The organism is Bacillus cereus group sp. RP37 (assembly GCF_040459695.1).
Classification (GTDB): Bacteria; Bacillota; Bacilli; order Bacillales; family Bacillaceae_G; genus Bacillus_A.
Genome location: NZ_JARVHP010000001.1, coordinates 2,193,355 through 2,218,359 on the forward strand (window position 1 = coordinate 2,193,355; position 25,005 = coordinate 2,218,359).

Genomic DNA, 25,005 nt, shown 5'->3' on the forward strand with positions numbered 1-25,005 from the left:
GATCATGAAAATAGCTTTAATATATTTCATTAAAATATCAATCTAGATAAATCATATGGTTAATACTAGCTAGAGTGGCTTCCAAAAATATTTGAATAGCACGCCAAAAGCAATGGGCAATTTGAAACCAATCCTTGTAATGGGGCGTACTATTGAGGATAACTTTGTGTAATTCTAGCCTAAAAAAGGATTGAATATTTATTAGAAGGTGAAGTTATGTGGAGAGAGAAGATTAATCATATATCCAAAATAGGAAAGAAACGAAATCGAAAACTCAATTTACCTATCAACGAAAAGGAGTTATCAAAATTTCGTAAATCTGTAGTAGAAAAATTTGGTGAAGATGTCCTGCCACAGCAGTACTATGAATTTTTACAAACAGTTAATGGAATTGAATTTAATGGATTAATAATATATGGGATTGACCAAAGTTTTTTAGATTTTAAGCCAATAAATCAGGTAGATAGTTTTTTTGATGCTAATGAAATATGGGAATCAATTAAAGACGAAGAGGAGCTGATTTTTTTCGGAGATTCAGATATAGCTTGGTATTGTTATAATGTTTCCAAAAAGAAATTTGTTGAACTAGACAAGCCTTCAGGCGAGCATATGGAAACTTTTTGCGATTTTGATACTATGCTTAAATCTGCTCTCTCAGCAGCAATAAGCTAAATGTATCGTAGTCAATGTGTAACTACTTAAGCTAGATGAAAATAATGCAGGGGGATTCTATGAAAAGTAGGGAAAAAGCGATAAAAATCTATGATTTAATTGGCGATGGTGATATAGAACAAGCGAAAGAGATAATTATCACTGATAAAAGTTTACTTGATTTTGTAACACCGTTTGGAACTTGGCTACATGTTTCGGCTAGAGCTGGTGAATTGGATATGATCAAATTTCTTGTTGAGTCTGGTATGGATATTAACCTTAATGAAGGTGTACCAAAGTCAGCGCCTATTGCACATGCAGCTAGTGAAGGTGAAATTGGTATTGTAGAGTACTTATTTGATAATGGTGCAATATTAGATGTTAGTGACCCAAATAGAAATCCTCTATTCTCAGCGATTTATGGTGGGCATCTTAATATTGTAAAGTATCTTGTTCAGAATGGTATTGATAGTACTGTAAAGTATACAGGGGATACTATGAAAGAGATGGGAGCTTACGAATTTGCTATTGAAAGAGGAGAAGTAGAAATTGCTGAATATTTAAAAATGTACACTTGAGATGGAAGCCATATATTGATGTAATAGAAAAGTATGGAACACTTACATAGAATGAATGTTTCGGGTTTGTTCCTTTTCTTGGGTTAGATATTTGTTTAATAAATGAAGAAATAACAAGAATAGGTTATTAGGATGTCGCGATTTAAGTAGAAAAATGAAGACATCAATCCGTTATAAAACTATTAATATGATGTTATAAGTACATCGTATTAATAAAGGTTAAGAAGGGTTGTATTATGGTTGAAAGTAAGAACACCCTAGCGAAGAGCTAGGGGTTTGTGTTATATAGTTTCACCATATGCTTCCGAATTAGGAGCAGGAGTAATCAACGAATCTTTTGTAGCGTTTCCTATAATAGAATGTAGGCGTTTAACATTTAAATATAGGAAGAAAAACAATTAAGCTTTTATTTTATTTAAAATGGATACTCTATTAGTAGTGAATAGTAAATAATTTTGCTTTACTGTCTTAATTAAAATACGATCAGTTGTACCATATGCTGTTCCAATTCGGATTACGCTTTTTTCTTCAACACCAGCATATGTATTATCTTCCGTTACCTCAGTGATTTCACATAATGGAATATGAATTTTAGAGAATTGCCATGAAATAATTAGTTCATCTTTTGTTTTTTCAACATGAATACCTAACATATTACCAGAACCTTTCTATAATAAAATTTCACTCGTGCTATTTTATTATACAAATTTATAGATTGTATTTCTATTTTTTTACAGGGGTTATACGACTAACAACGAGAAAAATGTTCATAATTACTTTCATTCCTATTATAACGAATTCTACAATAGAAAACAGAACGTATATTTGGTATAATCAAAATATACTATATGAAACGATGTACATGAGTTTGAGATTTATGAAAAAGGTAAGTAATACATAATAATACATATGCTATAGGATTCAGTTCATGTTATACAAATCAATCGTTAGAAAGGAAAAGAAGTATGAATCAAATTTCATTCGAAGATTTATTTGAAGAAGAAAACAAACGAGAAAAGGTGGAGGTAGCTGAGATTCCCGAACCTTTATCGCCCTTACAAAAGGATATTTTAGAGTTAATTAATTCTGAAGAAATAAGTGCACTTGAGTTATGCGAACAATTAATACGAGCTGGTAAAATATCAGATGAGAGATTCACAACGAATAAGCCTAAAGCATATGGGCAAGTATGCTTACTATTAGAAGGTTTTGTTAAAGAAGAAAAGCTTATTTTTGTCAAAAGTGATGAGAAAAGAGATAGAGTATATAAATTGAAAGACGAAGATTCTAACGAATAAAATGTATAAAGTATAGTAATGAAATAAGGAAATCCTCATATTTGTGTTGAAAGATTATTTTCACATAAGCATGGGGATTTTTTTGAGGGAGCATGTATGAAAGATTGGGAGTATAATGAATTATTTCATGCAATTCGGGAGGCGTATGAAGAGTTATTAGGTGAAGAGAGAGGGTATCGATATGCTATGGCAAAACTAGCGGATGAATTTGATAATGTAGGAAAGATTGAAGATGTTATCGTTGATACTGCCATAGGAGAAATAGCAGTCAATCATCAATATGGCTTTTGTTGGGCGTGTTAAAGGTATAACAAAGAAGCTAAGTATGTTTAATCTTCAAGAGGCAGAAGGTGAATTGACAGTAGAGGAAATAAAAGATTTATCGATAAGAATTAATAATGTAATAGAAGGATTAAAAAATGTAAAGAGTGATTATAAATCTTCGGTTGAATAATTCATGTTTCTACAAATGTAAGAGACATAGCTAAACAAGAGAATAGAAATCGCTGCATACATAAAACGTAAGATAGATGAGAGATAATAAAGATTGGAAAAGGAATAAGACTAAAATAAAGAGATTAATAGGCATATGGGTATCAAATATAAAAAAATTTATCTTATAGATAGTAAAATGATTATTACTATATAAAAAATAACCAACTTTTGGTTTATTTTTTATAGGAAAACAAAAGAGTAATCTTAAAGACTACTCTTTGATTTTTTTCTTTTCTTCCTTTTCAATTTCGGATACTGATTTTTTCGGTTTTTTAACATAGTTATCGTATAGTTCTCCAGAACATCCAAAATCATCTTCAAAATTCTCTGTAGTACTAATATGAGCTATAAACCATAAATTTTCATCTTTATTTATATACCCTTTCAATTTAGGAACACCCATTGGACTTACATCCTGTTTTGTAAATGTAATCGATTTTACATCTTTAATATTATAATGAATATACTTCGTTACTCTTGCTTCTTGTATTTTCCAAAACTTTTCTTCTTGTTCTTTATGTTTTAAGTATTCTAAAGTAAAAAATCCTCCTGCCATGAGTAACAAAGCAGATACAACCAAAATGATTACTTTCTTCATTGGAAATCTCCTTATGAAAAACTTACGATTGCATTCTTCTTAAAATGGGGTAGGGAAGACAAAAATAGGGCAAAGACTATTGTTTTTTCTCTTCCTTCTCTTCCTTTTCAATTTCGGATACGGATTTTTCAGGGTCTTTTATAAGTTTTCCTAATTCCCCGGAACAGTCAAATTTATCTTCGAAATTATCTGTAGTACTAATACGAGCTACAAAATCTAATTGTTGGTCATTATTTATATACCCTTTTAGTCTAGGAATGCCCATAGGACTAGTTTCACGTTCTGTAAATGTAATAGATTTAACATCTTTAATATTGTAATGAATATACTTTTCTACCCTTGCTTCTTGTACTTTCCAAAACTTTTCCTCTTCTTCTTTTTGCTTTAAGTATTCCATAGTAAAATATCCTCCTGCTATAATACAAATAATGGATAAAATCATTACTTTCTTCATAAAAAATCCCCTTATAAAAAACTTACCATTGCACTCTTCTTAAAATAGGATACAGAAAATAAGAGTAGTGCAAAGACTACTCTTGATGTTTTTCTTTCTCCTCCTTTTCAATTTCGGATACCGATTTTTCAGGGTCTTTTATCAGTTTTCCTAATTTCCCAGAACGCGTAAATTGGCCTTCAAAGTTTTCAGTTGTACTTATACGAGCTATGAAATCTAATTCTTTATTATTATTTATATAGCCTTTTAATCTAGGGACTCCCATAGGACTTACACTCTTTTCTGTAAACGTAATCGATTTTACATCCTGAATATTATAACGAATATACTTTTCTACCCTTGCTTCTTGTACTTTCCAAAACTTTTCCTCTTCTTCTTTTTGTTTTAAGTATTCCATTGTAAAATACCCTCCTGCTATAATACAAATAATGGATAAAATAATTACCGTTTTTTTCTTCATAGAAAATCCCCTTGTATTTAAATATAGTTAAAATATACCATGAAACGAGTTGAAACATATGGGTGAATTTAAAAAGAATCCAATTGCGACAGATGAAAATTATTTCGAACTAGCAGATCAAGTTTATGATGACCAAGTTTTAGAAAAAGGTAAAGAAATAAAAATGGCAGATGGTAAAAAGTGGGTAGTTATAGAATCAATTGATGCAGATTGTCAAAAAGTAAAAAATGGATTAGAAGCTATCGCAGTAGTACCAGCAGACAAATATGATGAAAATGCAACACATTATGATGATATAATCCTAGCATTTCGTGGAACAGAGCCTACGCAATTAGCAGATTTCGAAACAGATATCGATCAGATTACGTTTGGAATTAAAACACATTCTAAAGTAATTACTCCAAGTAACAGTCAAACTATAAAACCTGATTCTGCAACATCATTTGATACTGGATTAAAATGGGCAAAAAATGACATCGTAGCAAAATATAACCCTTCTTCTCTTCATACTACTGGACATAGTAAAGGTGGTGCAGAAGCGGACCTTATCGCTGCAGAATTAGATTGTTATGCAACTACATGGGCTGCACCGAATCCCTATGGTGTACTAAGTCCTGAAGCAAAAAAACGAGTAAATGAAGGAAAAATGGAAAATAAAGCAACTGATTATACACATGAAAATGACCCGATTGGTAACCACACTCAATTCGGTGCACCTCTAATTGGTAAGCAATACACAGTGAGACAGAACGATACAAAACAAGGACTTTTTACACGTTTAACTATGGACGGACACGGCAGAGATACATTTATGGGATCCTTTCATTCAAATGGAAGCCCCATATTAAAATTAGAACCTGAAGATATTATAAAACAAGCAAAAAAAATTCAAACACTCAGCAATCGATTATCAGATATAGCAAAAAATATAGAAGAGTTTCAAAGAAGAGAAGCTGAAGCGGTTCAAAAGTTGAAAAGTCAATTAAAATATGAAACAGGGCCAGGTGGGAAATATCATCTATTAGAAGCATACGAAATAGATGAAGCCATCTCACGAATTGCTAAAACGAAAGAAGGTGGAAATGACTATTTTCACGATGTACACATGGCAGAAGAATTAATTCATCTTTTAAGAAAAGAACAAAAAAGTTTAAGTAGATTTGGGGACGAAATTAGTGATGCAGCAAATTCACTTAGGGATAAAGACAATCAATTAGCAGGGAATTTTCAGTTTAGATAAGGAGATAATTATATGATGGATTTTATGGGGGAAATTAAAAAGATAGAAAAGCAAATCGAAAGTGTTACAGGAGATTTAGCGGATCAGGTAGTTGAGGAGTTACAAGCTGCTAAAAAACAGATTGAAAGAGAAATGCAGCGTATGATGTTAAAAACAGAAGTAGGGTTTAAATCAATAGACATTATAAAAGAAGATACATATACTCTTCAAAAAAACATAGGGGCATTTCATGAATTACAAACGAGTCTAAGAGATATAGCAGCAGAATTAGAGAAAAGTTTTGAAAGTAAAACTGGCAGTAAAATCAATGAAGAATTAAAAAAATATGAAAAACAAATTAACAACAACATTTTTAATGAACATGTTCACTTAGCAAACAGTTGTGGGAAAAAATAAGAGAAGAGGAAAAACTAAAGATAGTTTCTATTGCTTTAATTTACTGAAAGAGATGCACTGTGTAAATGAGAGGTTTGGATTGAACAGAAAAGTGTGTCTGGTGATAAGTTATATGAATGAATAGATAATACAAATTGTATAGAAATATATGAGTTCGTTGAAGGTGAGAGTGAATTAAGGGGAAAGGCTAGAGTAGGAAATTTTGAAAAAGCATATTTGGGAAATGTAAATTTAACAGGAGCGATCCTTTTAAATGGGGATTTTACGGATGCGAATTTCACTGGTGCTAAACTTGACGGTACAGTTTGGAAGGGAGCAAAGATAGAAGGAGCCAAGTTTAAAGGAAGTATGAAAAAGCAAATATGAAATATGGTGAGAAATAAATGAATTTTGAACATTTAAAGGCCTATGATGGATAGCATACGTTATAAACAAATATTAGAAAATACCTCTCATTGTATATAGAAATTACATAATAAAAATAGAAGTATATCACGATAAAAACTTACTTTTACATAACATAACCATTAGCTAATATTGTAAAGGAGGATTGAAGATGTTAAATGATGTGTTAACGAAGGAGTATATAATACAGAATGGCCTTGAGTTTGAAGAGTGTTTAGAATATGGGGGACCTTATGGGCTAGGAATAGTAGAGTGTGCAGATGATGATAAAGAAAAATTATTTACTGGCTTAGCTTATGATGTTTATGAGAATGGAAATATAGAATGTTATTTCTATGTAGAAAATGGTGTTAAACAAGGAGAGTATGTGGAGTTTTACATAGATGGAAATCTAAAAAGAATCAGCAATATGAATAGAAGCGCGGTTGAAGGCTACTATGTTGAATTTTTTCAAAACGGAATGAAGAAGCATGAGTCTGAATATATTGCGGGACGTGAAATGACTTTTAAAAAGTATGATGAACAAGGGAATGTTGTAAAACAAAAAATAGAACCAACTGAATTCGATATATTATATGCGGAAAAATTCAGTAGCGGTTTAAACAAGTAAGGAACACTACATTAAAAATATTGAATATTAATAAAATAACGAATTATAATTCGACTGAGAGATAGTCATAGAAAGATATATAGGAAATGTGAAGAGGTATCGAAATATAGAAGTATGTTTATGGCGCGAACAAATATAAATGAAAAAAAGACTTGAGGAGATTCAGTGGGGTGGTAGGAGATGAATAAAGTAGAATGGAGATCACCAGATAAGCCTTTATTGCGAGAAAATGTAAAGAATGTTGAAAAAGAGTTGGGCATTCATTTTCCTTTAGATTATATAGAATGTGTAATGAAGAATAACGGAGCACATGTTAGCCCAGAAGTATTTGAAGTTGAGGGGAAGAGAAAAGTTTTTGGTACATTACTAACTTATGATATGGATGATGATGAAAATATTATTGAGGTATTCAATGACTACAATGACACATTACCGATTGCATTGGTGCCATTTGCATTTGATCCAGCAGGAAATTTAATTTGCTTTGATTATAAAAATCATGAGGAAGATCCAATTGTCGTCTTTTGGGAACATGAGGGGACGTGGGAAAAGGAAACATTGATGGAAAGCGAAGGGATTACGGCTAAGGAAGCAGAGGAAGTAGCGAGAGAACATGTATTTTTTGTGGCTAATCATTTTACGGAGTTTTTAAATAAGTTACGTGATTAATAGTGGGAAAGGGATTTAAACTTATTTGGCTGTGATAAAGCAAATAAAAGGAGTAGTAAAATGAAACCGAATTATTTTACAATCGCAATGTATCCGACTGTAGCATTTAACGAAGAAGAGATATTAAATCGTCTTTTAGATGTGTTTGAGTCAAATGAAAAATTCGCTCCTACTCATTGGGGAAACTGTGAAACGGTGCAGGTAGAATATAATCGCCAGGAAATCATAGAAAAAGTAATTTTGGAGCAAAGGGTATCTGAAGTTCATTTGTATCGCGATAAATCGGTAATTTATAGAGGAAGTTTTAAAATTAAATTGAATCGTCGCTCATATTTGGAGTTTGAGTTTCATAAATCGATACCTAAAAAATTGTGGTGTGCTTTTTTTGAGTTATCTGATCAAATCGCAGAAATCGCAAAGCCAAGTTTTGGAGTGGCGCATATTTTTTGGAAAGCAAATTATCCGTGGAATACGGAACGTGAGAGTTTACATATGAAAATGAATATATCTTCGCTACCTATACCAGTCAGGTTTCTTCCTAACGGTCCTTTGGGGGTAGGAGCTAGAACATATTTTAGTAGTTATATTTTAGAAGCTTTTGATAAGAAACTATTGTTAAATAGCCCGGGGGTTGTATCGGAATTGAATTGGGGCGGGCTGAGTATAGACCTTTTACAAAATCCATTAGAAGCACATATTGATACGTTACTCGATAGTTGGTTATCTGTAATGAATCATTTGGAACCAGCTCAAGTAATAGCTATACCAAGATTTCATGAAAGTCGGATGGTTGTAACCTATTCTCCTAATGTCGCCTGGAAGAAGTATTTGGAAAGTTAAAAGAAGCGAGGTCGTAATTAGACTTGAATTTGCATAAAAGTTCAGATGATGCAATAAGTTATTTCGGATAAACGTGATGTGATTTGTTAGGAGGTGAAGTTAAATGAGAAATGACTTAACATGGCCAGTACCGGATGAGCCAGTTTCAGCAGAATATATAAACAATGTGGGAAAAGAGATAGGCTACATATTTCCATGTGACTATGTAGAATGTGCTACAAATAATAATGGTTCAGCTGTGTTACCTTATAAATTTGAAATAGACACAATAACAAAGGTATTTGGAACTTTACTTTCTTATGATGTGGATAGTAGTGAATATATCGTTAAAGTATATAATCAGTATATATCTACTCTACCAAATGCATTGGTGCCATTCGCATTTGACCCAGCAGGAAATTTAATTTGCTTTGATTATAAAAATCATGAGGAAGATCCAATTGTCGTCTTTTGGGAACATGAGGGGGCATGGGAAAAGAAAACATTGATGGAAAGCGAAGGGATTACGGCTAAGGAAGCAGAGGAAGTAGCGAGAGAAAATGTATTCTATATTGCTAATAATTTTACGGAGTTTTTAAATAAGTTACATGATTAATAATATTATTCATATGAAATGGTTCGTATAAATGTAAGCAGCAATAAAAGGCGGGAGAATGATGGATTTAGAACATTTAAAAAAAGATATTTGGTATGGAGAAGTTTCTAATCATACAATTAAAACTCTTAAGTCTAACTTAAGGGATAGTGTAACAGAGACAGAATGCTTTATTTTAATTAACGAATTATTAAAGTTAGGTGATTTCTCCGTTAAGGGATTACTAATTGAACTTATGAATAGTACTCGAAATGGGCTTGTTTTACATTTATGCACTAGACTATTTTGTTCAGTAGCTACTCACGATGATTTATTAGAAACGAATAATTTGAAATTCCTTTCAAGTGCTTCAGAGGATGGAGTTCATAATTTTGTAGTAAGTGCTGGTGAAACTCTTTCATATCATGTAGTACCATATCTTTTAGCGTTACTAGAAGAGTGGGAAGATACCTTTGTTGAAAAAGCTATAAGAAATGAACTTTCATGGATGCTTGGAATGGAGGACGAGTATTATGAAGTACCGTTAGAAGAATTTAATGAAGCTTATTTTGGTTTTATCGAAAATAACGATACGCAAGAATATTATTATCGTAATAGACTATCTTTTCCTGGAGATTTGGCAAAGGAGTTAGTTTCGGAAGTTATGAGTTCTTTAAGAGATAGAACTACTTATAATGTTGTTACTATACCTTCCGTTTTATCAATTTGGAGTGGAATCAAATGTCCAATTCAATACGATACGATAATAACAGATGAAAAAAATAGAGAGTTGATTTCATATATCGATGTTCTAACAGAGAAAGAATGGAAGATTGGTAAAAAGTATTTTTATGGACATGTAGTCGTATAAGAAAACGATATATGTGATGAATATAAAACCATTCTATGGCACTCTGTTAAGGAGTGATTTTTACTATAACGGAAAGCTTTGATTGTTGTTTAGAGGTGAATAAAATTGGAGAATAAGATGGATGTACTAAGTAAAAAATACGTATTAGAGCATGGAATAAATTTTGATGAGGAACTATGGTTTACCTCATCCAGTGATGAAGTGCTAGATAAGCCAGAAGAAAAGAATGGGAAACCTTTTACTGGTTTAGCATATGAGTTATATGACAATGGCACCCTAGCGTATTATTGTTACTATAGGGATGGTTTTAAAGAAGGGAATTATGTTAAGTTTTATCAGAGCGGAAAAGTGAAAACTACGGATTACATGATAAAAGGACAGACAAGAGGGATACGGAAAAAATGGTATGAATGCGAAGTACTCAAATATGAAGGGGAATTTAAGTTTGGCATTTGCTTACATTATACAGAATGGGATAAACATGGGGATGTAATTAGCAAAAAAGTTGCACCGACAAAAGAGGAATTAGCATTCATCAACCGATGCTCTAAACGAGAAGATAATCCGTTGATATAAAAATTACAATATATTATTGGTAACATATAGGACAGTTTGTAAAATTACTTAAGAGTAAATAACCATGGGGTGATGGAACTTGGTGAGAAAAGTAGAATGGCAATTTGCTGATGAAGCTGTAAATGAAGATCTTGTGAGAGAGATTAGTAATAAAATAGGTTTTAAATTTCCAATTGATTATATAAAATGTGTAGCTGTAAATAATGGTGCCAATGTAGAACCAGAATTATTTAATGTGAATAATCACGAAAGAATTTTCGGTACTTTATTATCTTTTAATGAAAATAGTGATGAATATATAGTTGATGTATATAGTGACTTTATCGATACATTACCTAAAGAATTATTTCCTTTCGCATTTGATCCAGCAGGAAATTTAATTTGCTTTGATTATAAAAATCATGAAGAAGATCCAATTGTCGTCTTTTGGGAACATGAGGGAGCATGGGAAAAGGAAACATTGATGGAAAGCGAAGGGATTACGGCTAAGGAAGCAGAGGAAGTAGCGAGAGAAAATGTATTCTATATTGCTAATAATTTTACGGAGTTTTTAAATAAGTTACATGATTAGAAGAAGTTAAATCGTAAAAAGGAAATAGTAAAGCAGATAGTGGGATGAAAAATACATATAAGCAGTGGACGATAAAAAGCATTAAAGGATAAAATAGATGAGAAATGGTTGTTGGCAGGGAAAATGCGTATTTTATATAGAGTAAAAGGCGGAGTATAATGAAAATATGGAAAATTATTAGCAATTCTAATTTTGATCAATTAGAGTGTGAGAATGAGGAAGGACAAGAAATCGTTGATAATGCTTGTCAAGGTCAATCAGTAATTGATAAATGGGATCCACTGCAAATGAAACTTTTAAATGAGGGGGAACCATCAGATTTATTAAGTGAAATACCACTTGTTTTTACAAAAAAAGCGATAGAAGTAGTACTTGATTTAATTAAAAGGAAAGTTGAAATTCTTCCACTTGTTCATGAACGATATGAATGTTATGCAATACATGTATTAAATGTATTAGATTGTATTGATTATGAGAATGCGGACCCTGATGATTTCGGTGGATTTGATAAATTCGCTTTTATTACAGAGAAAATTAGGGGGGAGCATATTTTTTGTGCATTGAATACAAAGCATAAATATGGGGATTTTCCGATTGTATCTGTACAAACTTTCGTATCAAACGAATTTAAAGAGAGAGTTGCAAAAAGTGAACTAAAAGGATTTGAGTTTGAATTAGTATGGGAATCTGATGAGAAAAATGATGAACAAAAAATAGAAAATAATCCAATGATACGCCCAACGTCAATAGAAGATTTTAAGTCACATATTCAGCTGCATTATGGACTGATTACGAATCATATAGAAGCAAATACAAAAAGGATTACCGATGTAGAATTATATGATGTTGGACCAAATAAAATAGTTGATTACCATACAGTAGTAACATATCGGAATAGCTATTTCCGTATGCCAGCTCCATCAAGTGTAGATAGTGGTTATGCAGAACTTGTCATGCATCTGCCGAAGGATTGGGATGTTTCAGTAACCGCTTTGGCGAGTTCGAAATACAGTTGGCCTTTGCGTCTTTTACAAGAATTTGGAGAAATGGCAAGGGAATATGGATTAGGGCAATGGCTTATATTTCCGAATCAATTAGATGAAGGTAAGGGAGATTACAATGCGTCAATTCACCCATATAGTAAAGAGACGGAATTTTCTGGTGTTATGATTGTGCCACCAATTCCACAGTGTTCAGAGGCATTCAAAATGGAATTTCGTGAAGATGGTAAAAGAATAGAGGGTGACTGGCCGGTTTATTTTCATACCTTATTACCGTTATATAAAGAAGAAATCCAATGTTATTTCGAAGCAGGATTAGATACGTTATTACAAAAATTACTAAAAAATGGTGTTGAAGCAGCATTTGACTTTAATCGAGAGAATACGTGTAAATAAGGCAGGATCAATTGAAGAGATTTGTAGTGAAAAAGTAATAAGAATCGCTATATAACTTTATTATTAGTATGAAGGTGGGATATGAAATCCAATTATTTTTCATTTATTAATAATTCAGTAGGAAATGAAATCTTATTAGGTGTTAGTGGGAAGGGGAAAACATGGAAATAAAAAAAGCGTTAGATCGGTATTTTAAAGCACTTATGAATGTATGGGAGAAAAAATATGGAACGTATCCTAAAGTACCGTGGGATGCAGAAGTGGATCCTTTATTATATTTAAGTAATCCAGATGAAGAAGGATATGTATATTGGAAACCTCTTGAGAAAAATAAGATAGATAATTTTATAGAAATTGAGAAAGAACTGAGTGTAAATATTCACGATGCGATAAAAGAATACTTTAATTCTTATTGGTTCTTAGACATACAAGGCTTTTACGGTACAAAATTAGTTGTCCTTGAACCTGTGGAACCGAATAAATCTATAGTAGAATTTATTCAAATAATGAAACGGTATGAGGAGAGTGAAGGGAGAGAATTTAGGTATATACAGATAGGATTTGTCTCTCCGGAAGATAGGGCTATCATTTTTGACAATGAAACAGGAGAAGTATTAATAGAAAACTTTGAAACAGAAGAAAAAGAGTTTCTTTCTAATTCCCTAGTTGAGTTGATAAGTAATTTAAAAATGGAGCAGAGATAATAATATGATATGCAGGAGGATAAAATGATCTCACCACAAGATTTTTTAGTGAATTGGAATGAAGAAATATACGGTTTAATTCATTATAATGAAAAAATCATTCACTCGTTTTCCTTCTCGAAAGAAACGAAATACTTTTTAATTAAAGCAGGTTTTCCGGAGTCTGCTCCTCCATTTCTTACATTTGAATCTGCAGATAACGGTGGTGGGATAAAGTTGAGCGAGATACATAATGAATTAGGTACGATGTATGATAAGTTTATATACTTTGGATTTACTGGTAGTGGAAATCCAATCTGTATTGATGAATCTAAATCTCAACTCGTATATATAGATTATGACAATGAAAATAAAGTCGTTCTTATAAATAGTACGATAGAGAAGTTTGCAGAATCTTTACTTGTCTATGTGGAATTTATAAAAGAAGTAAAGGCTGCCAATGGAAGAAAGGCTTATATTGAAAAAAATATACCTAAAGGTTTGGTGGAGTGGATTTCTAGTGCACTTCGAAAAATTGATGCAGCTGCTTTAACGGAAGGATGTTTTTGGACAGAGGAACTAGGGAGTTTTAGTGAATAAGTGTAGATAATACTAGATGGTATTTTTAGTGTGGAAAAAAATAAAAATACATCTAGTAGCCCAATTAAATATTAAAAGATATAAACACATCAAGAAGGTGAAAAAATGATACTACCAGAGGATTTTCGAGAGAAATGGGATGTTAATAAAGATGGGCCACTCATTACATTTCCTGAAAAAGAATTAATAAACAAAAACTTTTCAGATGAAGTGAAACGATTTTTGTCTATAGGAGGCTTACCAGAAACACCGTCACCATATTTAGAGTTTACTTCATCTCAGTCTTTCGTAAGGTCTGTTACAAATGTATTTCATATGCCAGAAGAGTTTCGAAAATATTGGTATTTAGGAACAATTAGTTCTGGAGATCCAATTTGTATAATTGAAAAACAAGAAAAAATAGTATTTCTAAATAATAGTGATGCGTATAAAGAAGTGTTTATGAATTCTTCTATACAACAATTTGCAGCATGTTTATTAGTATATTCAAAAATGATTGATAAGGCAGTAGAGATAAATGGTGAGGATGCCTTTATTGATAATAATATACCGGGGTGTACAATAAGTTGGTTGAAGGAAGAATTGAAAAAAATTGATGATAAGTGTATGGAAAAGGGTTCTTTTTGGTGTATTGAAATTGAGAGTTTATATGAATAAGTGGAAGTGAAAAGGGGATATTCCGGTATTTTTATAGTTGTAAAAAGTTATTCTAAAAGGGGTATGTTGGGTGAATCATAGACGCAAGAAAAAGAAGCCGAAACAAATAAGAAAAGAAGCTGTTCGGATAAAACCGATAGTAGAAGAAGAAAAACCACTAAAGAAGAGTAGCAACAAGTTGGTTGATATTCTCTTAGGTATTCTTCTTTTCCCAATTCTTATATGGGCTGTCTTGGAAGGTTCTACAACACAAGTAAGCAAAGGGAAGACTTTCCTTATTATCGTTTTCTTTCTCTTAATTGCAGTAGGGTTATCTATGATAGGAAACAAATAAGGGGGAGTTCAGATGTTTAAGAAGAAGGAGAAAAAAAACATTTACGTTAGACTTGTAAACACACAAGGGGAAATCATTCGAGAGTTTGATTGTACAGAAAAAGACTTGCGGAAAGTAAAAGAAAATGGTGCTGAAATTCGTGTGGTTGGAGATAACTCATATGAGATGGTAGCAACCGATGAACAACTAGAAAAACTAGCAAGAGCTGAAGCAGAAATCGAAGCGGAAATTAAGGCATGGGAAGATGCTTTAAATGAGAGTTTGGATGAACGCGAAGAAAGAGAAGCGAGACAGAAGGAATTGAAAGAAAAGAATAAATGGAGTACAAAGAAGAAAGTAATCGTATTTGGACTGATATTCTTTGTATTTATTGGATTACCTATTATCGAAGGGTATCAAAATAGTAAATTAGTTGAAGAAGGTACATCATTACATGCAGAAATTGTAGGTAGGCATGTAGAGAAGGAATTCATGTTTACACACCCCACATTAGTAGTTGAGGTAGATGGTAAAAAGCATAATGTATGGGTAAGTGAAGAGACATATAACGGAGCAGAGTGGCTAGGTAGACTAAAAGTCATCAAAACAAAAGATGGTAAAGTTGAGAAAGACCCTAGATATGAGGGCGAAGACTTAATCACGAGTTATTAAGGGACTATATACGATTCCTATAGGAGTAGAAGGAAATGGTTCACTAGTTGTTATAAATAATGTAAGTGGAAGGCTCAATTGGAGGAATTCAAACGTGGGTTGTTTATCCCGCATTAACGGGCAGTAAGATCCCCACCTCAAAATTCAGCGGAAGAAAAGAAGTTAGGTGGGGGTCGGGCTGCCCGTAAAAGTCCGATTGGTGAGGGCTGATTAAAGTTTCACTTTATAGAGGTTTCGAATAGTTTAAATGAGCTGATTTCTAGTTTGAGATTACAAAAATAATGTTTATATGAATTATAGAACGGCTAGATGGGGTGGGGAAATGGAATATAGTGGAATGGTTTCAGTTTGGTTTGGAATTTCTAAATCACTCCAAAATCTTGAAGAGTATGTCGATATAGATTACACGATAGATGGTGATTCAATTCATTCAAAGTTTGGGACGAGCTTTGAATTCGGTTATTATGATGAAGATAATATTGAAATTTGTTTTTATGAGAATAATAAAAGGGACGTTGAACATATTTTAAGTGATTTTTCTTATAGTGAACGAATTATTCCTAAAATAAAAAAGCTAATAAATGGAGATAGTTTAGCGAGCGATATTAACTTTGCTATTGTTCTTTATGATTTTAAATATAATGAAGCGAAAAGCGAAGATATGTTTGATGGTTTAGAGGTTACATTTATTGGTTCTATGCCATACAGGTAGTTTGTACGGAGCTGCTAATTTATTTCATAAATACATGGATAAACCTTATAAAGGAGGGATACGAATGCAAGCTTTGCCAAATTGTTTAGAAGAAGTTTCGGAAGAAGATATATATAAACGGGAAGATAAAGATCAGGTGAATGAAGTAATAAATAGGTTAGGTGTAGAAGTGTCTAATACATTTAGAGAGTTTTATCATCGATTTGCAGGACCATTTTGGGACGAGCACGTTCCTTATGAATTACTTGATATTATAGATGAAGAGAATAATATTGAATACTACACAATTATTGCTCGACAGGAACTAGGATTTCCTAATAAGTATTTAGTTTTAACGGAAATGACAGCGAATGCTGCATTGGTACTTGATAGTGTAACTGATAAAGTTTACTCAGTAAATTTTGAAGGTGGAGATGAATTACTTTTAAATGGAGAATTAAAGGAGAGTTGGCCAACGTTTTATGTGTTTTTGAAAGAGTATTTCAAGTGTTAAGTGTTGATGGAAGTTAACAATAGGTAGGGATACCTTAGTAATAAGTGTGAGAGGAATGATGGATAAATGAGAGTGAACGATTCAGTTTTTGGAGAGATTGAATATAATTATGCTTGGGCTAAGTGTATGCCTATAACTTTTATAGGCAATGTAACTGAGATTGATTTGATGATAGATGGTGAAGAAGATGGGATGTTTGATGAAGAGCAGTATGTAGCGTATCAATCATTAATAAAAAATTGGGAAGAGGTACAAATAAGTTTATTACAGTCTATATTAGACTATTACAAACAAAGGCGATGTGAATTAGGATATGATATTAGAGTGCAAGAAAATTATCCATTAGTTGAAACAACTGATCAAATACTAGAGATGATCAGTTTAGATGGTATTGTTGTTCCGTATGCAGATATTACGGAAGGACGAGAGGTTGGAATTACATTTAATTGTACGTGGGATATAGAAAATGGTGTAGGAGTTCGTTTATTAAATGAAAAGGTAATGAAAGTAGGTTATCAGGATATTATTTTTTAATATAAGTTAGGGGATATATATATAACCTGAATGAAAAAGGTGTCAATCTTTCTCGAATTGACACCCAGGTACGAATCTGTTTAACATCTTACATACTTACGTTTGAAACCAAGTCTGCCTCTATCAAGTTCTTTCTGAATACTTTCGGAAGCATGTAACAAACTGCTTTTTTTATTAGCACGTTTGACTTCAACTATACCAACTTCTTTTGCAGTCTCGACTGCTTTTTCGTGTAGTGGTACATATGAAATTGCCACGGTGTTTAGGAAATTATTCATAGCAGATTTTGTTCGTTCTGGCGAATCATGGATCGTATTTTTCACCATTTCAAGCATATCGGAAATTTTACTTTCGGAAAATTCATTGTCTTTACGATTTCCTAAAAGCCAGCAGTAGCAACTCCAGCCCGCAGACATTCTAAGCTCGTCCCCACTTGCAATCCATTGATCAGCAACATCTTGTGCAATATTTGACTCCGATAAAGTTACTGCTACTACATAATCAGATAGCATATAAAAATACGCCCCATCCATCCAACGATTAAAATCAGATTCACTCATAGCTTTTGGATCTGCGATAATACCTGCAAAGTACATAGCATCGTAGTTGCCTGTGGCATAAAGCTCTTCAGCTAGCTCTTGATTTAATTTTATTTTTTTAGCGATTGGTTTCATAGCACCTGTAGCTACGCCAAAAACTGGATCGTGCGCACCGTTAGATATGTATATTTTTTTCGTTCGTTCCTTACCTAAAGATTCAAGTTCTTGCATAACTGTTTTAAAATCCATAGTTGTGCACTTCCTTCCTTCATATAAAAGCCTTTTTAAGTCTTTCATATTTCTCATGTTAATACTAATTGTATTCAAGAGGTATGTCTACTTTCTAAAGCTATCGAAACTTGATTTGATTTTTGGATGAACTACATTACGCTTTATTGTAAATAAAGAGCTAATTAAAAGGATGGTATAATATAGAAAAAGTGGACGATGAAAATCAAATAGGGGGAATTCAATTGGAAAAAAAACTGAATCGATTATATAGAGAGATAGCGGAAACGGTTAATGAAATGATTCCAGCAGAGTGGGAGAAATTTTATTTTTACGCTCAAATATCAGAAACTGGAGGGGGAACTTACTTTTACTATAATACACTTGAAGATAGAGAAGATTTTAATTATAGTGTGAAAATCCCGTTTTACTTTGCTGTTGATAAAATAGAATTTAGAAGGAATAGAAGAAAGTTATTTGAATTGAGTGATGAATTAAGAAATGTTTTCAAAGATAACCACCAAGAACTTTGGTATTCCTTTACAATGTCTCTTGAACATAGTGGGAAATTTAACATGCATTTCGATTATACAAATTGGTTCGATACAGAATATAGTTTTAGTGATCAAATGATTATTTGGAAACATAAATACTTAGGTGAAGTACCAATTGATAAAAATGATAAAGCGCTAATTATTAAGTATGATAACGAATTTCCGAATAATCCTATTTGACTGAAAGGAAAGTAGAAATGGTTTTTATAAAAATCATGAGTTTTAAAATTGGTTCTGCAAGATAAAAAATAAAGGAGAACTACAATGGAAGTACACGGAATGGTTTCAATATGGTTAGGTAATATAAAAACGCAAGATCAATTGGATACATATATGGATGTTACGTATGATGAAGAAGGAGACGCTATACCAGCAAGATTTCTTGTTGATTTTAATATAGAGATGATTGATGTAGATGAGGATTTTATTGAAAAGGAAGTGTTAGAAGAAGCAAGTGATGACATTTCTATGTTATTAACGGGATGTTCATATGATGATAAAATACTATCTCGAATTAAGGAAGTAGTTAAAGTAAAGAAATCCTATAATTCTATTGTTTTAATTTATAATTTTCAGTATGACAATTCGGTTAGTGATTTTGAAGGATTTGATTTTGTAACTGTTATAAGTTATCTATAGTTACGAGCAAATTACAGTAGAATAAAAAATACATTTGTATAGTTTTTCCAATGAATATTTGGTATGATGGTGAATGGGAAAAATATACAAGTTGTTAGTAGCTCATAAAAGGAGGATTGTATTGAAAAGAACGCCTGAATTCGTACTAGGTTTAATTGGTGGCATTTTGGGAATGATTATTTCCATACTATTAATAGTTGTAGCGTTCAATATTATGGAAGGTTTTGATTACGAACTTTTAGCTTATTACTCTATTATTTTAACGGTTCAAATAGGGTTGCTTATTTTATCGTGTTTAGTAAACAAGGTTAATAATAAAGTTTATGGAGTTTGTATGATTGTGATTCCTATAGTTATGTTATTTATGTCATTATTCTTTTTACTTATTCCAACAATATTACAAATTATGTCTGGTTCATTTGCATTTAGAACATTAAAGTTAGAATCGAATGTAGGCTAAATATAATTGTTTACGTCTGAATATTCGGTTTTTTGAACGTTTTCGTTTGCAGTTCAAATTAAAATAAAGTACAAAGTTGTATGTTCTAGGAGGAGAAATAGATGATTATTTGGTCTGGTTGGGGTTTTTTAGTCGCAATTATTGTAATTATTAATGCTCTTTTAGGTAAGGTTATCTTTGGATCTATAACGGGAGACGCTACATATTTTCAAGACCATAGTTGGCCAATGGCGGTAATGTTTATTATATCAGGGGTTATGTCTTGGTATTTGGGTAAATATATTAATAAACCAGATGGGAAAGTTTATATAGATGCTGAAACTGGTGAAAAAGTTATGTTTAACAAAAAACACTCACTATTTTTTATAAAAATGGAATATTGGGGACCGATTCTAGGAGTTATTGCGATTGTAACTTTAATTACAAGATAAAAAAGAGGATGGCTATAGTAAGAGTAATTTATTCAAGTAAAAGGGGAAATCAGTCATGAATGCAAAGAAACTACTAGGGGTAGCAGTTCCGGTCATGTTGTTATTTGGTTGTGGAGTGTCTGAGAAAACGAACACTTCTAAACAGGAGAAAACGGAAGAGTCTAAAGTAAAAGAATCGAAGTCTAATAGTAAGAAAGAAAAGGTTTCAAAGGAAGACTATCCTAATAAAGTGTATACATTAGGGGTAGAGTTTGATAAGTTGTTTGCGGAGCATAACAATATTACAAGAGAGGTTTTTGACGGTAAGAAAAAGAAATCAGATGTAGTAGATAGTGTGAAAGAATTAAATAAAATGTTAGATAAATTCGAGTCGATAGATCCCCCTGCAGAGTATGTAAATCAACAAAAGGATTTTGAAAAAGCAATTGGTTATTTTAGAGAGTCTTTTTCTTTAATAAATGAAGTATTCACCCGAAAAGAAAAAAGAGAAAAAGGCGATAAGACTGATAAAGAGTTAATCGAGAAATCCGAAAAGTTAGTGAAAGAAGGAGATATTTACTGGCTTAAGGCATTCAAAGATCTTGAAAGGGATATTAAAATCGGTGACGGTACAGTATCTATGAAAGATTTGAAAGAGTTAGATAAGAATGCTGGAATTAATACAGATAACGTTATGAAGAATGTGAAAGATGGTACGGAATTAATCGGTAATTGGGGATTCAAAGGAACAGACGGTTTCATTATGTCACTTATTCTAAAAGGTGATAAGACATTTGAAACGTATGGTAAAGGTGAGTATCCAAATAAAAAGAATTATATTGAAGGAACTTGGGAATATGATAAGGAAGCTTTTACAATCTATTTACATCTCAATAAACGTTTAGTAGACGGTGTAGAAGATACAATTCAAAAAAAGAAAATAGCATATAAAGTTCAAGATTATGATGGAGAAAACTTGCGATTATTTAATGAGACTTCATTCAATACAATTCAGTATGTGAAGCAAAGATAAAGTTAAGTAGGACTAGGTTTAAATGGCCTGGTCCTTAATTAAAGTGTGAGTATGTAAATAATATGTTATCTTTGGTTTTGTCTACTTAGTATCATGCAATTCTTTAATAAAGTAATAAATGGAGTTTCACATTAAATATATGGGATTGGTTACAAATGATAAAGAAATTTACGAGACTAGTATTAACTGTAGTTATACCAATCGTTCTTATTACAGGTTGTGGAACTGCTGAAAAGACTAAAGTACAAGAGACGAAAGCGGTACAATCTGAGAAAAAGGATTATATGGATTACTCATATGGTAGCAAAGGTATATTAGTAAGCAGTAAAGCGAAAGAACGTCAACAATACGAGGTTGGGTTTATAGATGACAACAAGTTAGTAGGGATTGATGAAAATATTGCGGACTGTATTATTTTAGATAATAAAGATGAAGCAGGTCTCGTTTGGAAGCAAATAGAGCGTGGGTCTATTATAGAAGTGCAATATGGTAAGGATCGCAACGATATCGTAGGGGTGCAATTAGTAAGAGATCGTGATACATACGAAATTAGTGATAAGTTTGATCGAAATACGATAAACGAGATTGTCGAAAACGTTAAAGGGAATTTGTAATAGAGGCTAGAATGAAAAAATATTTAAGTTTACTATTAAGAAAGTCGATTCCTTATTAACATAAGAAATCGACTTTTTATACTTATTTATTTTGTAAGTTGTCTTTCCAAAAATTATAGCTATTATCAATAACTTCTTTTAATTTAAAATAGTTGTCCCAAGTATCTTGCACATGGTAGAGGGTTTCGCCTTCATCTATAAAAACATTACTGTAATCATTTATATATTTCCAGTCCTCGTCATGGTTAAAGTAGTACATTGTGAATTGGTTCCCCTCATCATTTAACATGTCGTCTGCTAAAACGCCATCCCAGTTCATATAAATTTCTGTGCTAGTCATTTGTCTAAGTTTAAACTGGTTGATTTCGTCTTGAGACTCTTCTTCAAATTCTTGACTACATAAATTACGTTCAATTATCCATCCTAAAAACATGCCAGTATGTACAAAAGCTTGATCGATTGGTAAGTCCTCAGGAAAATCACCTTGATAATGGTACTTGGCTTTATCATAAACTATCGTATCTAACAATTCGTTCATCCCCTTTAACGTATTATCTCATAAACTCGTACTGTTTGTTTTAATATTTCAACAGCAGTGATTTTTATGTAGTGGTGCATGAGCAAAAGATTTTAACTTACTAGCTAGTTTCTTTACAATTTTTTGGTTTTCTTCATTTCATGTATCAATATTAGTGAGTAAAATATGAGCAATTTCTTCCATATAAAAACTCCTTTCAATGTAAAAAGATGATAACTATATTATAGTGGAAAATTGAAAAATGTAAGTATTTTCAAATAGAGAAATTACATTAAATCAGGATCTAATTAATAGATACATAGTAGTTATGAAAAAACGTAAAGGTCCTTCTAGTTGAAGAAAATGAGTAAAAGGTATCCTAATCTATTTTTTGAGAAGCAGTGGCGTGTAAGGGGGATAAGTGCTTTTGACGACAATTGCAATTGGTTATAAAATAATGTCTGTTAAGGAATTTTATAGAAACTATCATTCACCTGCTGGGGATAAAATGAAAGTATGTATAAAAGGGTGAATATACATAGGTGATGAAAGTTTTGTTAAAAGTACATAGTAGATTCATAGTTTTTCACTAATGAGAATATAAAGGGAGGTTGAGATACTGCACGAACAGTGTAGATATCGATTACAGCAATGAATACAATCATAAAAAAAAGAGTAATTGCACTATCAACAAGTTTAGTAATGTTAGGGAGCGCACCTATAGCGATATCAGCAGAAGAGAGTAAAACTGATCAACTTCGTATCGCACAAGGGGAACGTGGAACGAACGGATTAAGTTATTCTGATTTCAATCTAGAAACTCCAGATCACATGCAAATTAACGAAGCGGAAGTATCAGAAAACGAGAAAATACTTTTGGAAGAATATAAGCATAAACATTCTGAAACAGAAGAACTAAATAAAATGAAAGAAGCGAAAAAAGGTCAAGTAGCGGATGAAGAAGCGATTTCAAATATTGAAAAGGCATTTGAACATGTAGACGGTCGAAATGATGGTTCTACTCGCGAGATGAAGCCGGTTGAAAAGCCAAGAGCTATTCAGTATAGTGCATCGATGACTACAAAGAAATATGGAACACTTGCAGGTGTACCGTTTGTAGAGTGGATTGTTCCAGCAGAAAACCCTGATATTCGCCCTGCTAATCCGATGAAAGCACGATATATTACAATTCACGAGACTGCAAACACAGCTCGCGGTGCGAATGCTGAAAATCATGCGAAATATTTGTATAAACAAGCAACGGAAGGTACGTTCCGAACAGCTTCATGGCATTTTACTGTAGACGATAAACAAATCTATCAGCACTTACCAACAAACGAAAACGGTTGGCATGCAGGAGATGGGGATGGCTCAGGAAATAGAGAGTCTATCGGTATCGAAATTTCAGTTAACCAAGATGGAGATTACAATAAAGCATTAGAGAATGCAAAGCGACTTGCAGGTTATTTAATGAACAAAGAAGGAATTAGTGCAGACCATATCTACAGGCACCAACAATGGAGCGGTAAAAACTGTCCTGATATTTTAATTTCTCGTGGAAATTGGACTGGCTTTGTACAAGGTGTTCAATGGTATGCAAATGTTAACGCACAAATTGATTCGCCTTTACAAGAAAGAAACGAGCTATTTGATTCAAATGAATATAATCCAGCTGAACCTAACATGGAACTTGTAGTGAATGGTGACGGTATAAACGTACGTAGTGGTGCAGGACTGGAACATCGTACCGTTCGTAAAGCTTCAAAAGGAGACCGTTACAAAGTGTTAGCGGTTAAAAACGGTTGGTATAAAGTAGGTAACGATGAGTGGATTTTCTATAACCCAAGCTGGATTAAGATAAACTACAATGTGCCAAATAAAGAAGTACAAAAACCAAAAGATGATATTACAGGTAAATGGTTTGAAGGGCATATTCGTAAGCTGAACAGCCTAGGAATTATGCATGGGGAAGGTAATGGTGTATTTGCGCCTTATCGAAATATAACAAGAGCTGAGTTTGCGACATTAATCTCAAATGCTCTAAAGCTACCAGAAGGAAATAAGTCATTTGTAGATATTAACAAAGCGCATCCGTCACTTCATAATGGTATGAAACGTAGTGCAAGTGCAGGAATTATTAGCGGTCGTGGTGGGGGTATTTTTGACCCGAATGCCCCAATCACTCGTGAAGAAGCATCGGTTATGATTGACAAGGCATTACAGTATAAAGGCGTTACAGGTGAATTAGTCGCATTACCATTTACAGATCAACATTTGATCACATACAAACAGCCTGTTCAACGATTATACAGTTTACAGGTAGTAACAGGTGTTGGAAATAATGAGTTTAACCCTAAAGGTACAACAACTCGTGGTGAAGCAGCTGCCTTTTTAGTGAAGATGTTAGACTCTATGCAGAAATAAATGAATTGTATGTAGTAGTTGGTACTGGTACAAGAAAAAGTAATAAGGATTTTAAAGGAGCTATTCAAATGGAACAGCTCCTTTTTATATTAGCCACTATTAAGCCCCTTCCAAGCCCCTTATAAGCACCTACCAAGTAATAAATCACTAAGAAAAAACAATACAAAACAAAAACAACTACAAGAACAAAAGGCGCGAGAAAATAAAACCGTCGTTGTAGTAGTTAAAAAAATTTTGAAT

At 32.6% G+C, this 25,005-nt stretch carries 34 protein-coding genes and 2 pseudogenes; 30 read left to right on the top strand and 6 right to left on the bottom strand.

The genetic code is table 11. The features are described from left to right. Positions 1–216: 216 nt before the first annotated feature. Both QCI44_RS11705 and QCI44_RS11710 read left to right on the top strand, forming a co-directional pair. Positions 217–672: a YrhA family protein gene (locus tag QCI44_RS11705; RefSeq protein ID WP_098560908.1), complete on the top strand. Its 456-nt coding sequence runs from the start codon at positions 217–219 to the stop codon at positions 670–672. Between the two features lie 59 nt (positions 673–731). Then, positions 732–1,229, top strand: coding sequence for an ankyrin repeat domain-containing protein (locus tag QCI44_RS11710; RefSeq protein ID WP_098560907.1), 498 nt, complete (start codon positions 732–734; stop codon positions 1,227–1,229). Positions 1,230–1,627: 398 nt separating this feature from the next. Here QCI44_RS11710 and QCI44_RS11715 read toward each other — a convergent pair whose 3' ends face one another. Next, positions 1,628–1,882 (bottom strand): SunI/YnzG family protein, encoded by a 255-nt coding sequence (locus tag QCI44_RS11715; RefSeq protein WP_000900622.1) that lies wholly within the window; start codon positions 1,880–1,882, stop codon positions 1,628–1,630. A gap of 312 nt (positions 1,883–2,194) precedes the next feature. On the opposite strand from QCI44_RS11715, the gene QCI44_RS11720 reads away from it, so the two are divergent. Both QCI44_RS11720 and QCI44_RS11725 read left to right on the top strand, forming a co-directional pair. Beyond that, positions 2,195–2,527 carry a DUF3895 domain-containing protein gene (locus tag QCI44_RS11720; RefSeq protein WP_098560906.1) on the top strand — a complete coding sequence of 111 codons (333 nt, stop codon included), beginning with the start codon at positions 2,195–2,197 and terminating at the stop codon, positions 2,525–2,527. A gap of 96 nt (positions 2,528–2,623) precedes the next feature. Then, positions 2,624–2,981, top strand: a pseudogene (locus tag QCI44_RS11725) (Imm3 family immunity protein). A 252-nt stretch (positions 2,982–3,233) separates the two neighbouring features. Here the strand turns inward: QCI44_RS11725 and QCI44_RS11730 are convergent. The 3 genes from QCI44_RS11730 to QCI44_RS11740 all read right to left on the bottom strand — a co-directional run bounded on the left by QCI44_RS11730 (position 3,234) and on the right by QCI44_RS11740 (position 4,534). After that, on the bottom strand, positions 3,234–3,620 hold the full coding sequence (locus QCI44_RS11730; protein ID WP_098986842.1) for a DUF1433 domain-containing protein: 387 nt from the start codon (positions 3,618–3,620) through the stop codon (positions 3,234–3,236). Between the two features lie 76 nt (positions 3,621–3,696). Beyond that, on the bottom strand, positions 3,697–4,074 hold the full coding sequence (locus tag QCI44_RS11735) for a DUF1433 domain-containing protein (RefSeq protein ID WP_098560904.1): 378 nt from the start codon (positions 4,072–4,074) through the stop codon (positions 3,697–3,699). Between the two features lie 76 nt (positions 4,075–4,150). Then, a complete protein-coding gene (locus tag QCI44_RS11740) occupies positions 4,151–4,534 on the bottom strand; it encodes a DUF1433 domain-containing protein (protein ID WP_016087146.1) in 384 nt (127 codons plus the stop codon). Positions 4,535–4,592: 58 nt separating this feature from the next. Between QCI44_RS11740 and QCI44_RS11745 the strand changes: the two genes are divergently transcribed. The 19 genes and pseudogenes from QCI44_RS11745 (at position 4,593) to QCI44_RS11835 (ending at position 17,347) form a co-directional block, all read left to right on the top strand. Then, positions 4,593–5,774 carry an alpha/beta hydrolase family protein gene (locus tag QCI44_RS11745; protein ID WP_016087147.1) on the top strand — a complete coding sequence of 394 codons (1,182 nt, stop codon included), beginning with the start codon at positions 4,593–4,595 and terminating at the stop codon, positions 5,772–5,774. Positions 5,775–5,786: 12 nt separating this feature from the next. Further along, on the top strand, positions 5,787–6,170 hold the full coding sequence (locus QCI44_RS11750) for a hypothetical protein (protein ID WP_016134935.1): 384 nt from the start codon (positions 5,787–5,789) through the stop codon (positions 6,168–6,170). Positions 6,171–6,365: 195 nt separating this feature from the next. Continuing rightward, a pseudogene (locus QCI44_RS11755) lies at positions 6,366–6,536 on the top strand (pentapeptide repeat-containing protein); the annotation flags it as partial. Between the two features lie 190 nt (positions 6,537–6,726). Beyond that, positions 6,727–7,185 (top strand): toxin-antitoxin system YwqK family antitoxin, encoded by a 459-nt coding sequence (locus tag QCI44_RS11760; RefSeq protein WP_016134933.1) that lies wholly within the window; start codon positions 6,727–6,729, stop codon positions 7,183–7,185. 180 nt (positions 7,186–7,365) lie between these two features. Continuing rightward, positions 7,366–7,854 (top strand): SMI1/KNR4 family protein, encoded by a 489-nt coding sequence (locus QCI44_RS11765; RefSeq protein WP_016134932.1) that lies wholly within the window; start codon positions 7,366–7,368, stop codon positions 7,852–7,854. 60 nt (positions 7,855–7,914) lie between these two features. Next, complete coding sequence (locus QCI44_RS11770) at positions 7,915–8,694, top strand: hypothetical protein (RefSeq protein WP_016134931.1); 780 nt, start codon at positions 7,915–7,917, stop codon at positions 8,692–8,694. Positions 8,695–8,797: 103 nt separating this feature from the next. After that, positions 8,798–9,289: an SMI1/KNR4 family protein gene (locus QCI44_RS11775; RefSeq protein ID WP_016134930.1), complete on the top strand. Its 492-nt coding sequence runs from the start codon at positions 8,798–8,800 to the stop codon at positions 9,287–9,289. Positions 9,290–9,350: 61 nt separating this feature from the next. Beyond that, positions 9,351–10,139 carry an Imm47 family immunity protein gene (imm47, locus tag QCI44_RS11780; RefSeq protein WP_016087152.1) on the top strand — a complete coding sequence of 263 codons (789 nt, stop codon included), beginning with the start codon at positions 9,351–9,353 and terminating at the stop codon, positions 10,137–10,139. A 117-nt stretch (positions 10,140–10,256) separates the two neighbouring features. After that, positions 10,257–10,715: a toxin-antitoxin system YwqK family antitoxin gene (locus QCI44_RS11785; protein ID WP_016087153.1), complete on the top strand. Its 459-nt coding sequence runs from the start codon at positions 10,257–10,259 to the stop codon at positions 10,713–10,715. An 82-nt stretch (positions 10,716–10,797) separates the two neighbouring features. Then, positions 10,798–11,286 (top strand): SMI1/KNR4 family protein, encoded by a 489-nt coding sequence (locus QCI44_RS11790; RefSeq protein WP_098560914.1) that lies wholly within the window; start codon positions 10,798–10,800, stop codon positions 11,284–11,286. Positions 11,287–11,444: 158 nt separating this feature from the next. After that, a complete protein-coding gene (locus QCI44_RS11795) occupies positions 11,445–12,683 on the top strand; it encodes a suppressor of fused domain protein (RefSeq protein ID WP_098560902.1) in 1,239 nt (412 codons plus the stop codon). Between the two features lie 161 nt (positions 12,684–12,844). Beyond that, a complete protein-coding gene (locus QCI44_RS11800; RefSeq protein ID WP_016087157.1) occupies positions 12,845–13,387 on the top strand; it encodes a SecY-interacting protein Syd in 543 nt (180 codons plus the stop codon). A 24-nt stretch (positions 13,388–13,411) separates the two neighbouring features. Beyond that, entirely contained in the window at positions 13,412–13,966 is a 555-nt protein-coding gene (locus QCI44_RS11805; RefSeq protein WP_016087158.1) for an SUKH-4 family immunity protein, read from the top strand. 105 nt (positions 13,967–14,071) lie between these two features. Beyond that, positions 14,072–14,623 (top strand): SUKH-4 family immunity protein, encoded by a 552-nt coding sequence (locus QCI44_RS11810; protein ID WP_098986316.1) that lies wholly within the window; start codon positions 14,072–14,074, stop codon positions 14,621–14,623. Positions 14,624–14,693: 70 nt separating this feature from the next. Then, positions 14,694–14,957, top strand: coding sequence for a hypothetical protein (locus tag QCI44_RS11815; RefSeq protein WP_098986318.1), 264 nt, complete (start codon positions 14,694–14,696; stop codon positions 14,955–14,957). 12 nt (positions 14,958–14,969) lie between these two features. Then, positions 14,970–15,608: a hypothetical protein gene (locus QCI44_RS11820; protein WP_016087161.1), complete on the top strand. Its 639-nt coding sequence runs from the start codon at positions 14,970–14,972 to the stop codon at positions 15,606–15,608. 322 nt (positions 15,609–15,930) lie between these two features. Then, positions 15,931–16,320 carry an immunity 22 family protein gene (locus QCI44_RS11825; RefSeq protein WP_033659722.1) on the top strand — a complete coding sequence of 130 codons (390 nt, stop codon included), beginning with the start codon at positions 15,931–15,933 and terminating at the stop codon, positions 16,318–16,320. Between the two features lie 64 nt (positions 16,321–16,384). Further along, complete coding sequence (locus tag QCI44_RS11830) at positions 16,385–16,813, top strand: SMI1/KNR4 family protein (protein WP_016087163.1); 429 nt, start codon at positions 16,385–16,387, stop codon at positions 16,811–16,813. Between the two features lie 66 nt (positions 16,814–16,879). Further along, complete coding sequence (locus QCI44_RS11835) at positions 16,880–17,347, top strand: DUF6985 domain-containing protein (protein WP_016087164.1); 468 nt, start codon at positions 16,880–16,882, stop codon at positions 17,345–17,347. 80 nt (positions 17,348–17,427) lie between these two features. Here QCI44_RS11835 and QCI44_RS11840 read toward each other — a convergent pair whose 3' ends face one another. After that, positions 17,428–18,135: a DNA alkylation repair protein gene (locus tag QCI44_RS11840; protein WP_016087165.1), complete on the bottom strand. Its 708-nt coding sequence runs from the start codon at positions 18,133–18,135 to the stop codon at positions 17,428–17,430. A 224-nt stretch (positions 18,136–18,359) separates the two neighbouring features. Here QCI44_RS11840 and QCI44_RS11845 point away from each other — a divergent pair, with 224 nt between their 5' ends. From QCI44_RS11845 to QCI44_RS11870, 6 genes are all read left to right on the top strand, one after another. Beyond that, positions 18,360–18,848, top strand: a complete 489-nt coding sequence (locus tag QCI44_RS11845) for an antitoxin YezG family protein (RefSeq protein ID WP_353811141.1) — start codon at positions 18,360–18,362, stop codon at positions 18,846–18,848. 84 nt (positions 18,849–18,932) lie between these two features. Further along, positions 18,933–19,307 (top strand): immunity 22 family protein, encoded by a 375-nt coding sequence (locus QCI44_RS11850; RefSeq protein ID WP_353811142.1) that lies wholly within the window; start codon positions 18,933–18,935, stop codon positions 19,305–19,307. A 121-nt stretch (positions 19,308–19,428) separates the two neighbouring features. Further along, on the top strand, positions 19,429–19,767 hold the full coding sequence (locus QCI44_RS11855; RefSeq protein WP_016087169.1) for a DUF4064 domain-containing protein: 339 nt from the start codon (positions 19,429–19,431) through the stop codon (positions 19,765–19,767). A 101-nt stretch (positions 19,768–19,868) separates the two neighbouring features. Beyond that, the gene (locus QCI44_RS11860) at positions 19,869–20,198 is read left to right on the top strand and encodes a hypothetical protein (protein ID WP_016087170.1); all 330 of its coding nucleotides are present in this window, start codon (positions 19,869–19,871) and stop codon (positions 20,196–20,198) included. Positions 20,199–20,253: 55 nt separating this feature from the next. Further along, a complete protein-coding gene (locus QCI44_RS11865; protein WP_016134922.1) occupies positions 20,254–21,210 on the top strand; it encodes a DUF3994 domain-containing protein in 957 nt (318 codons plus the stop codon). A gap of 155 nt (positions 21,211–21,365) precedes the next feature. After that, entirely contained in the window at positions 21,366–21,824 is a 459-nt protein-coding gene (locus QCI44_RS11870) for a hypothetical protein (protein WP_016134921.1), read from the top strand. Positions 21,825–21,906: 82 nt separating this feature from the next. On the opposite strand, the gene QCI44_RS11875 is transcribed toward QCI44_RS11870, so the two are convergent. Continuing rightward, positions 21,907–22,353 carry a DUF7832 domain-containing protein gene (locus QCI44_RS11875; RefSeq protein WP_016087173.1) on the bottom strand — a complete coding sequence of 149 codons (447 nt, stop codon included), beginning with the start codon at positions 22,351–22,353 and terminating at the stop codon, positions 21,907–21,909. 639 nt (positions 22,354–22,992) lie between these two features. On the opposite strand from QCI44_RS11875, the gene QCI44_RS11880 reads away from it, so the two are divergent. Then, positions 22,993–24,765, top strand: coding sequence for an S-layer homology domain-containing protein (locus QCI44_RS11880; RefSeq protein WP_353811143.1), 1,773 nt, complete (start codon positions 22,993–22,995; stop codon positions 24,763–24,765). Positions 24,766–25,005 lie beyond the last annotated feature (240 nt).

Bases quoted from the DNA above. Each gene is read 5' to 3' on its own strand.
- QCI44_RS11765 (WP_016134932.1), top strand. From the start codon at position 7,366: ATGAATAAAGTAGAATGGAGATCACCAGATAAGCCTTTATTGCGAGAA.
- QCI44_RS11760 (WP_016134933.1), top strand. From the start codon at position 6,727: ATGTTAAATGATGTGTTAACGAAGGAGTATATAATACAGAATGGCCTT.
- QCI44_RS11775 (WP_016134930.1), top strand. From the start codon at position 8,798: ATGAGAAATGACTTAACATGGCCAGTACCGGATGAGCCAGTTTCAGCA.
- QCI44_RS11880 (WP_353811143.1), top strand. From the start codon at position 22,993: ATGAATACAATCATAAAAAAAAGAGTAATTGCACTATCAACAAGTTTA.
- QCI44_RS11870 (WP_016134921.1), top strand. From the start codon at position 21,366: ATGATAAAGAAATTTACGAGACTAGTATTAACTGTAGTTATACCAATC.
- QCI44_RS11770 (WP_016134931.1), top strand. From the start codon at position 7,915: ATGAAACCGAATTATTTTACAATCGCAATGTATCCGACTGTAGCATTT.
- QCI44_RS11830 (WP_016087163.1), top strand. From the start codon at position 16,385: ATGCAAGCTTTGCCAAATTGTTTAGAAGAAGTTTCGGAAGAAGATATA.
- QCI44_RS11785 (WP_016087153.1), top strand. From the start codon at position 10,257: ATGGATGTACTAAGTAAAAAATACGTATTAGAGCATGGAATAAATTTT.
- QCI44_RS11840 (WP_016087165.1), bottom strand. From the start codon at position 18,135: ATGGATTTTAAAACAGTTATGCAAGAACTTGAATCTTTAGGTAAGGAA.
- QCI44_RS11860 (WP_016087170.1), top strand. From the start codon at position 19,869: ATGATTATTTGGTCTGGTTGGGGTTTTTTAGTCGCAATTATTGTAATT.
- QCI44_RS11745 (WP_016087147.1), top strand. From the start codon at position 4,593: ATGGGTGAATTTAAAAAGAATCCAATTGCGACAGATGAAAATTATTTC.
- QCI44_RS11750 (WP_016134935.1), top strand. From the start codon at position 5,787: ATGATGGATTTTATGGGGGAAATTAAAAAGATAGAAAAGCAAATCGAA.
- QCI44_RS11740 (WP_016087146.1), bottom strand. From the start codon at position 4,534: ATGAAGAAAAAAACGGTAATTATTTTATCCATTATTTGTATTATAGCA.
- QCI44_RS11835 (WP_016087164.1), top strand. From the start codon at position 16,880: ATGAGAGTGAACGATTCAGTTTTTGGAGAGATTGAATATAATTATGCT.
- QCI44_RS11730 (WP_098986842.1), bottom strand. From the start codon at position 3,620: ATGAAGAAAGTAATCATTTTGGTTGTATCTGCTTTGTTACTCATGGCA.
- imm47 (WP_016087152.1), top strand. From the start codon at position 9,351: ATGGATTTAGAACATTTAAAAAAAGATATTTGGTATGGAGAAGTTTCT.
- QCI44_RS11800 (WP_016087157.1), top strand. From the start codon at position 12,845: ATGGAAATAAAAAAAGCGTTAGATCGGTATTTTAAAGCACTTATGAAT.
- QCI44_RS11705 (WP_098560908.1), top strand. From the start codon at position 217: ATGTGGAGAGAGAAGATTAATCATATATCCAAAATAGGAAAGAAACGA.
- QCI44_RS11710 (WP_098560907.1), top strand. From the start codon at position 732: ATGAAAAGTAGGGAAAAAGCGATAAAAATCTATGATTTAATTGGCGAT.
- QCI44_RS11720 (WP_098560906.1), top strand. From the start codon at position 2,195: ATGAATCAAATTTCATTCGAAGATTTATTTGAAGAAGAAAACAAACGA.
- QCI44_RS11825 (WP_033659722.1), top strand. From the start codon at position 15,931: ATGGAATATAGTGGAATGGTTTCAGTTTGGTTTGGAATTTCTAAATCA.
- QCI44_RS11850 (WP_353811142.1), top strand. From the start codon at position 18,933: ATGGAAGTACACGGAATGGTTTCAATATGGTTAGGTAATATAAAAACG.
- QCI44_RS11795 (WP_098560902.1), top strand. From the start codon at position 11,445: ATGAAAATATGGAAAATTATTAGCAATTCTAATTTTGATCAATTAGAG.
- QCI44_RS11865 (WP_016134922.1), top strand. From the start codon at position 20,254: ATGAATGCAAAGAAACTACTAGGGGTAGCAGTTCCGGTCATGTTGTTA.
- QCI44_RS11820 (WP_016087161.1), top strand. From the start codon at position 14,970: ATGTTTAAGAAGAAGGAGAAAAAAAACATTTACGTTAGACTTGTAAAC.
- QCI44_RS11810 (WP_098986316.1), top strand. From the start codon at position 14,072: ATGATACTACCAGAGGATTTTCGAGAGAAATGGGATGTTAATAAAGAT.
- QCI44_RS11715 (WP_000900622.1), bottom strand. From the start codon at position 1,882: ATGTTAGGTATTCATGTTGAAAAAACAAAAGATGAACTAATTATTTCA.
- QCI44_RS11735 (WP_098560904.1), bottom strand. From the start codon at position 4,074: ATGAAGAAAGTAATGATTTTATCCATTATTTGTATTATAGCAGGAGGA.
- QCI44_RS11805 (WP_016087158.1), top strand. From the start codon at position 13,412: ATGATCTCACCACAAGATTTTTTAGTGAATTGGAATGAAGAAATATAC.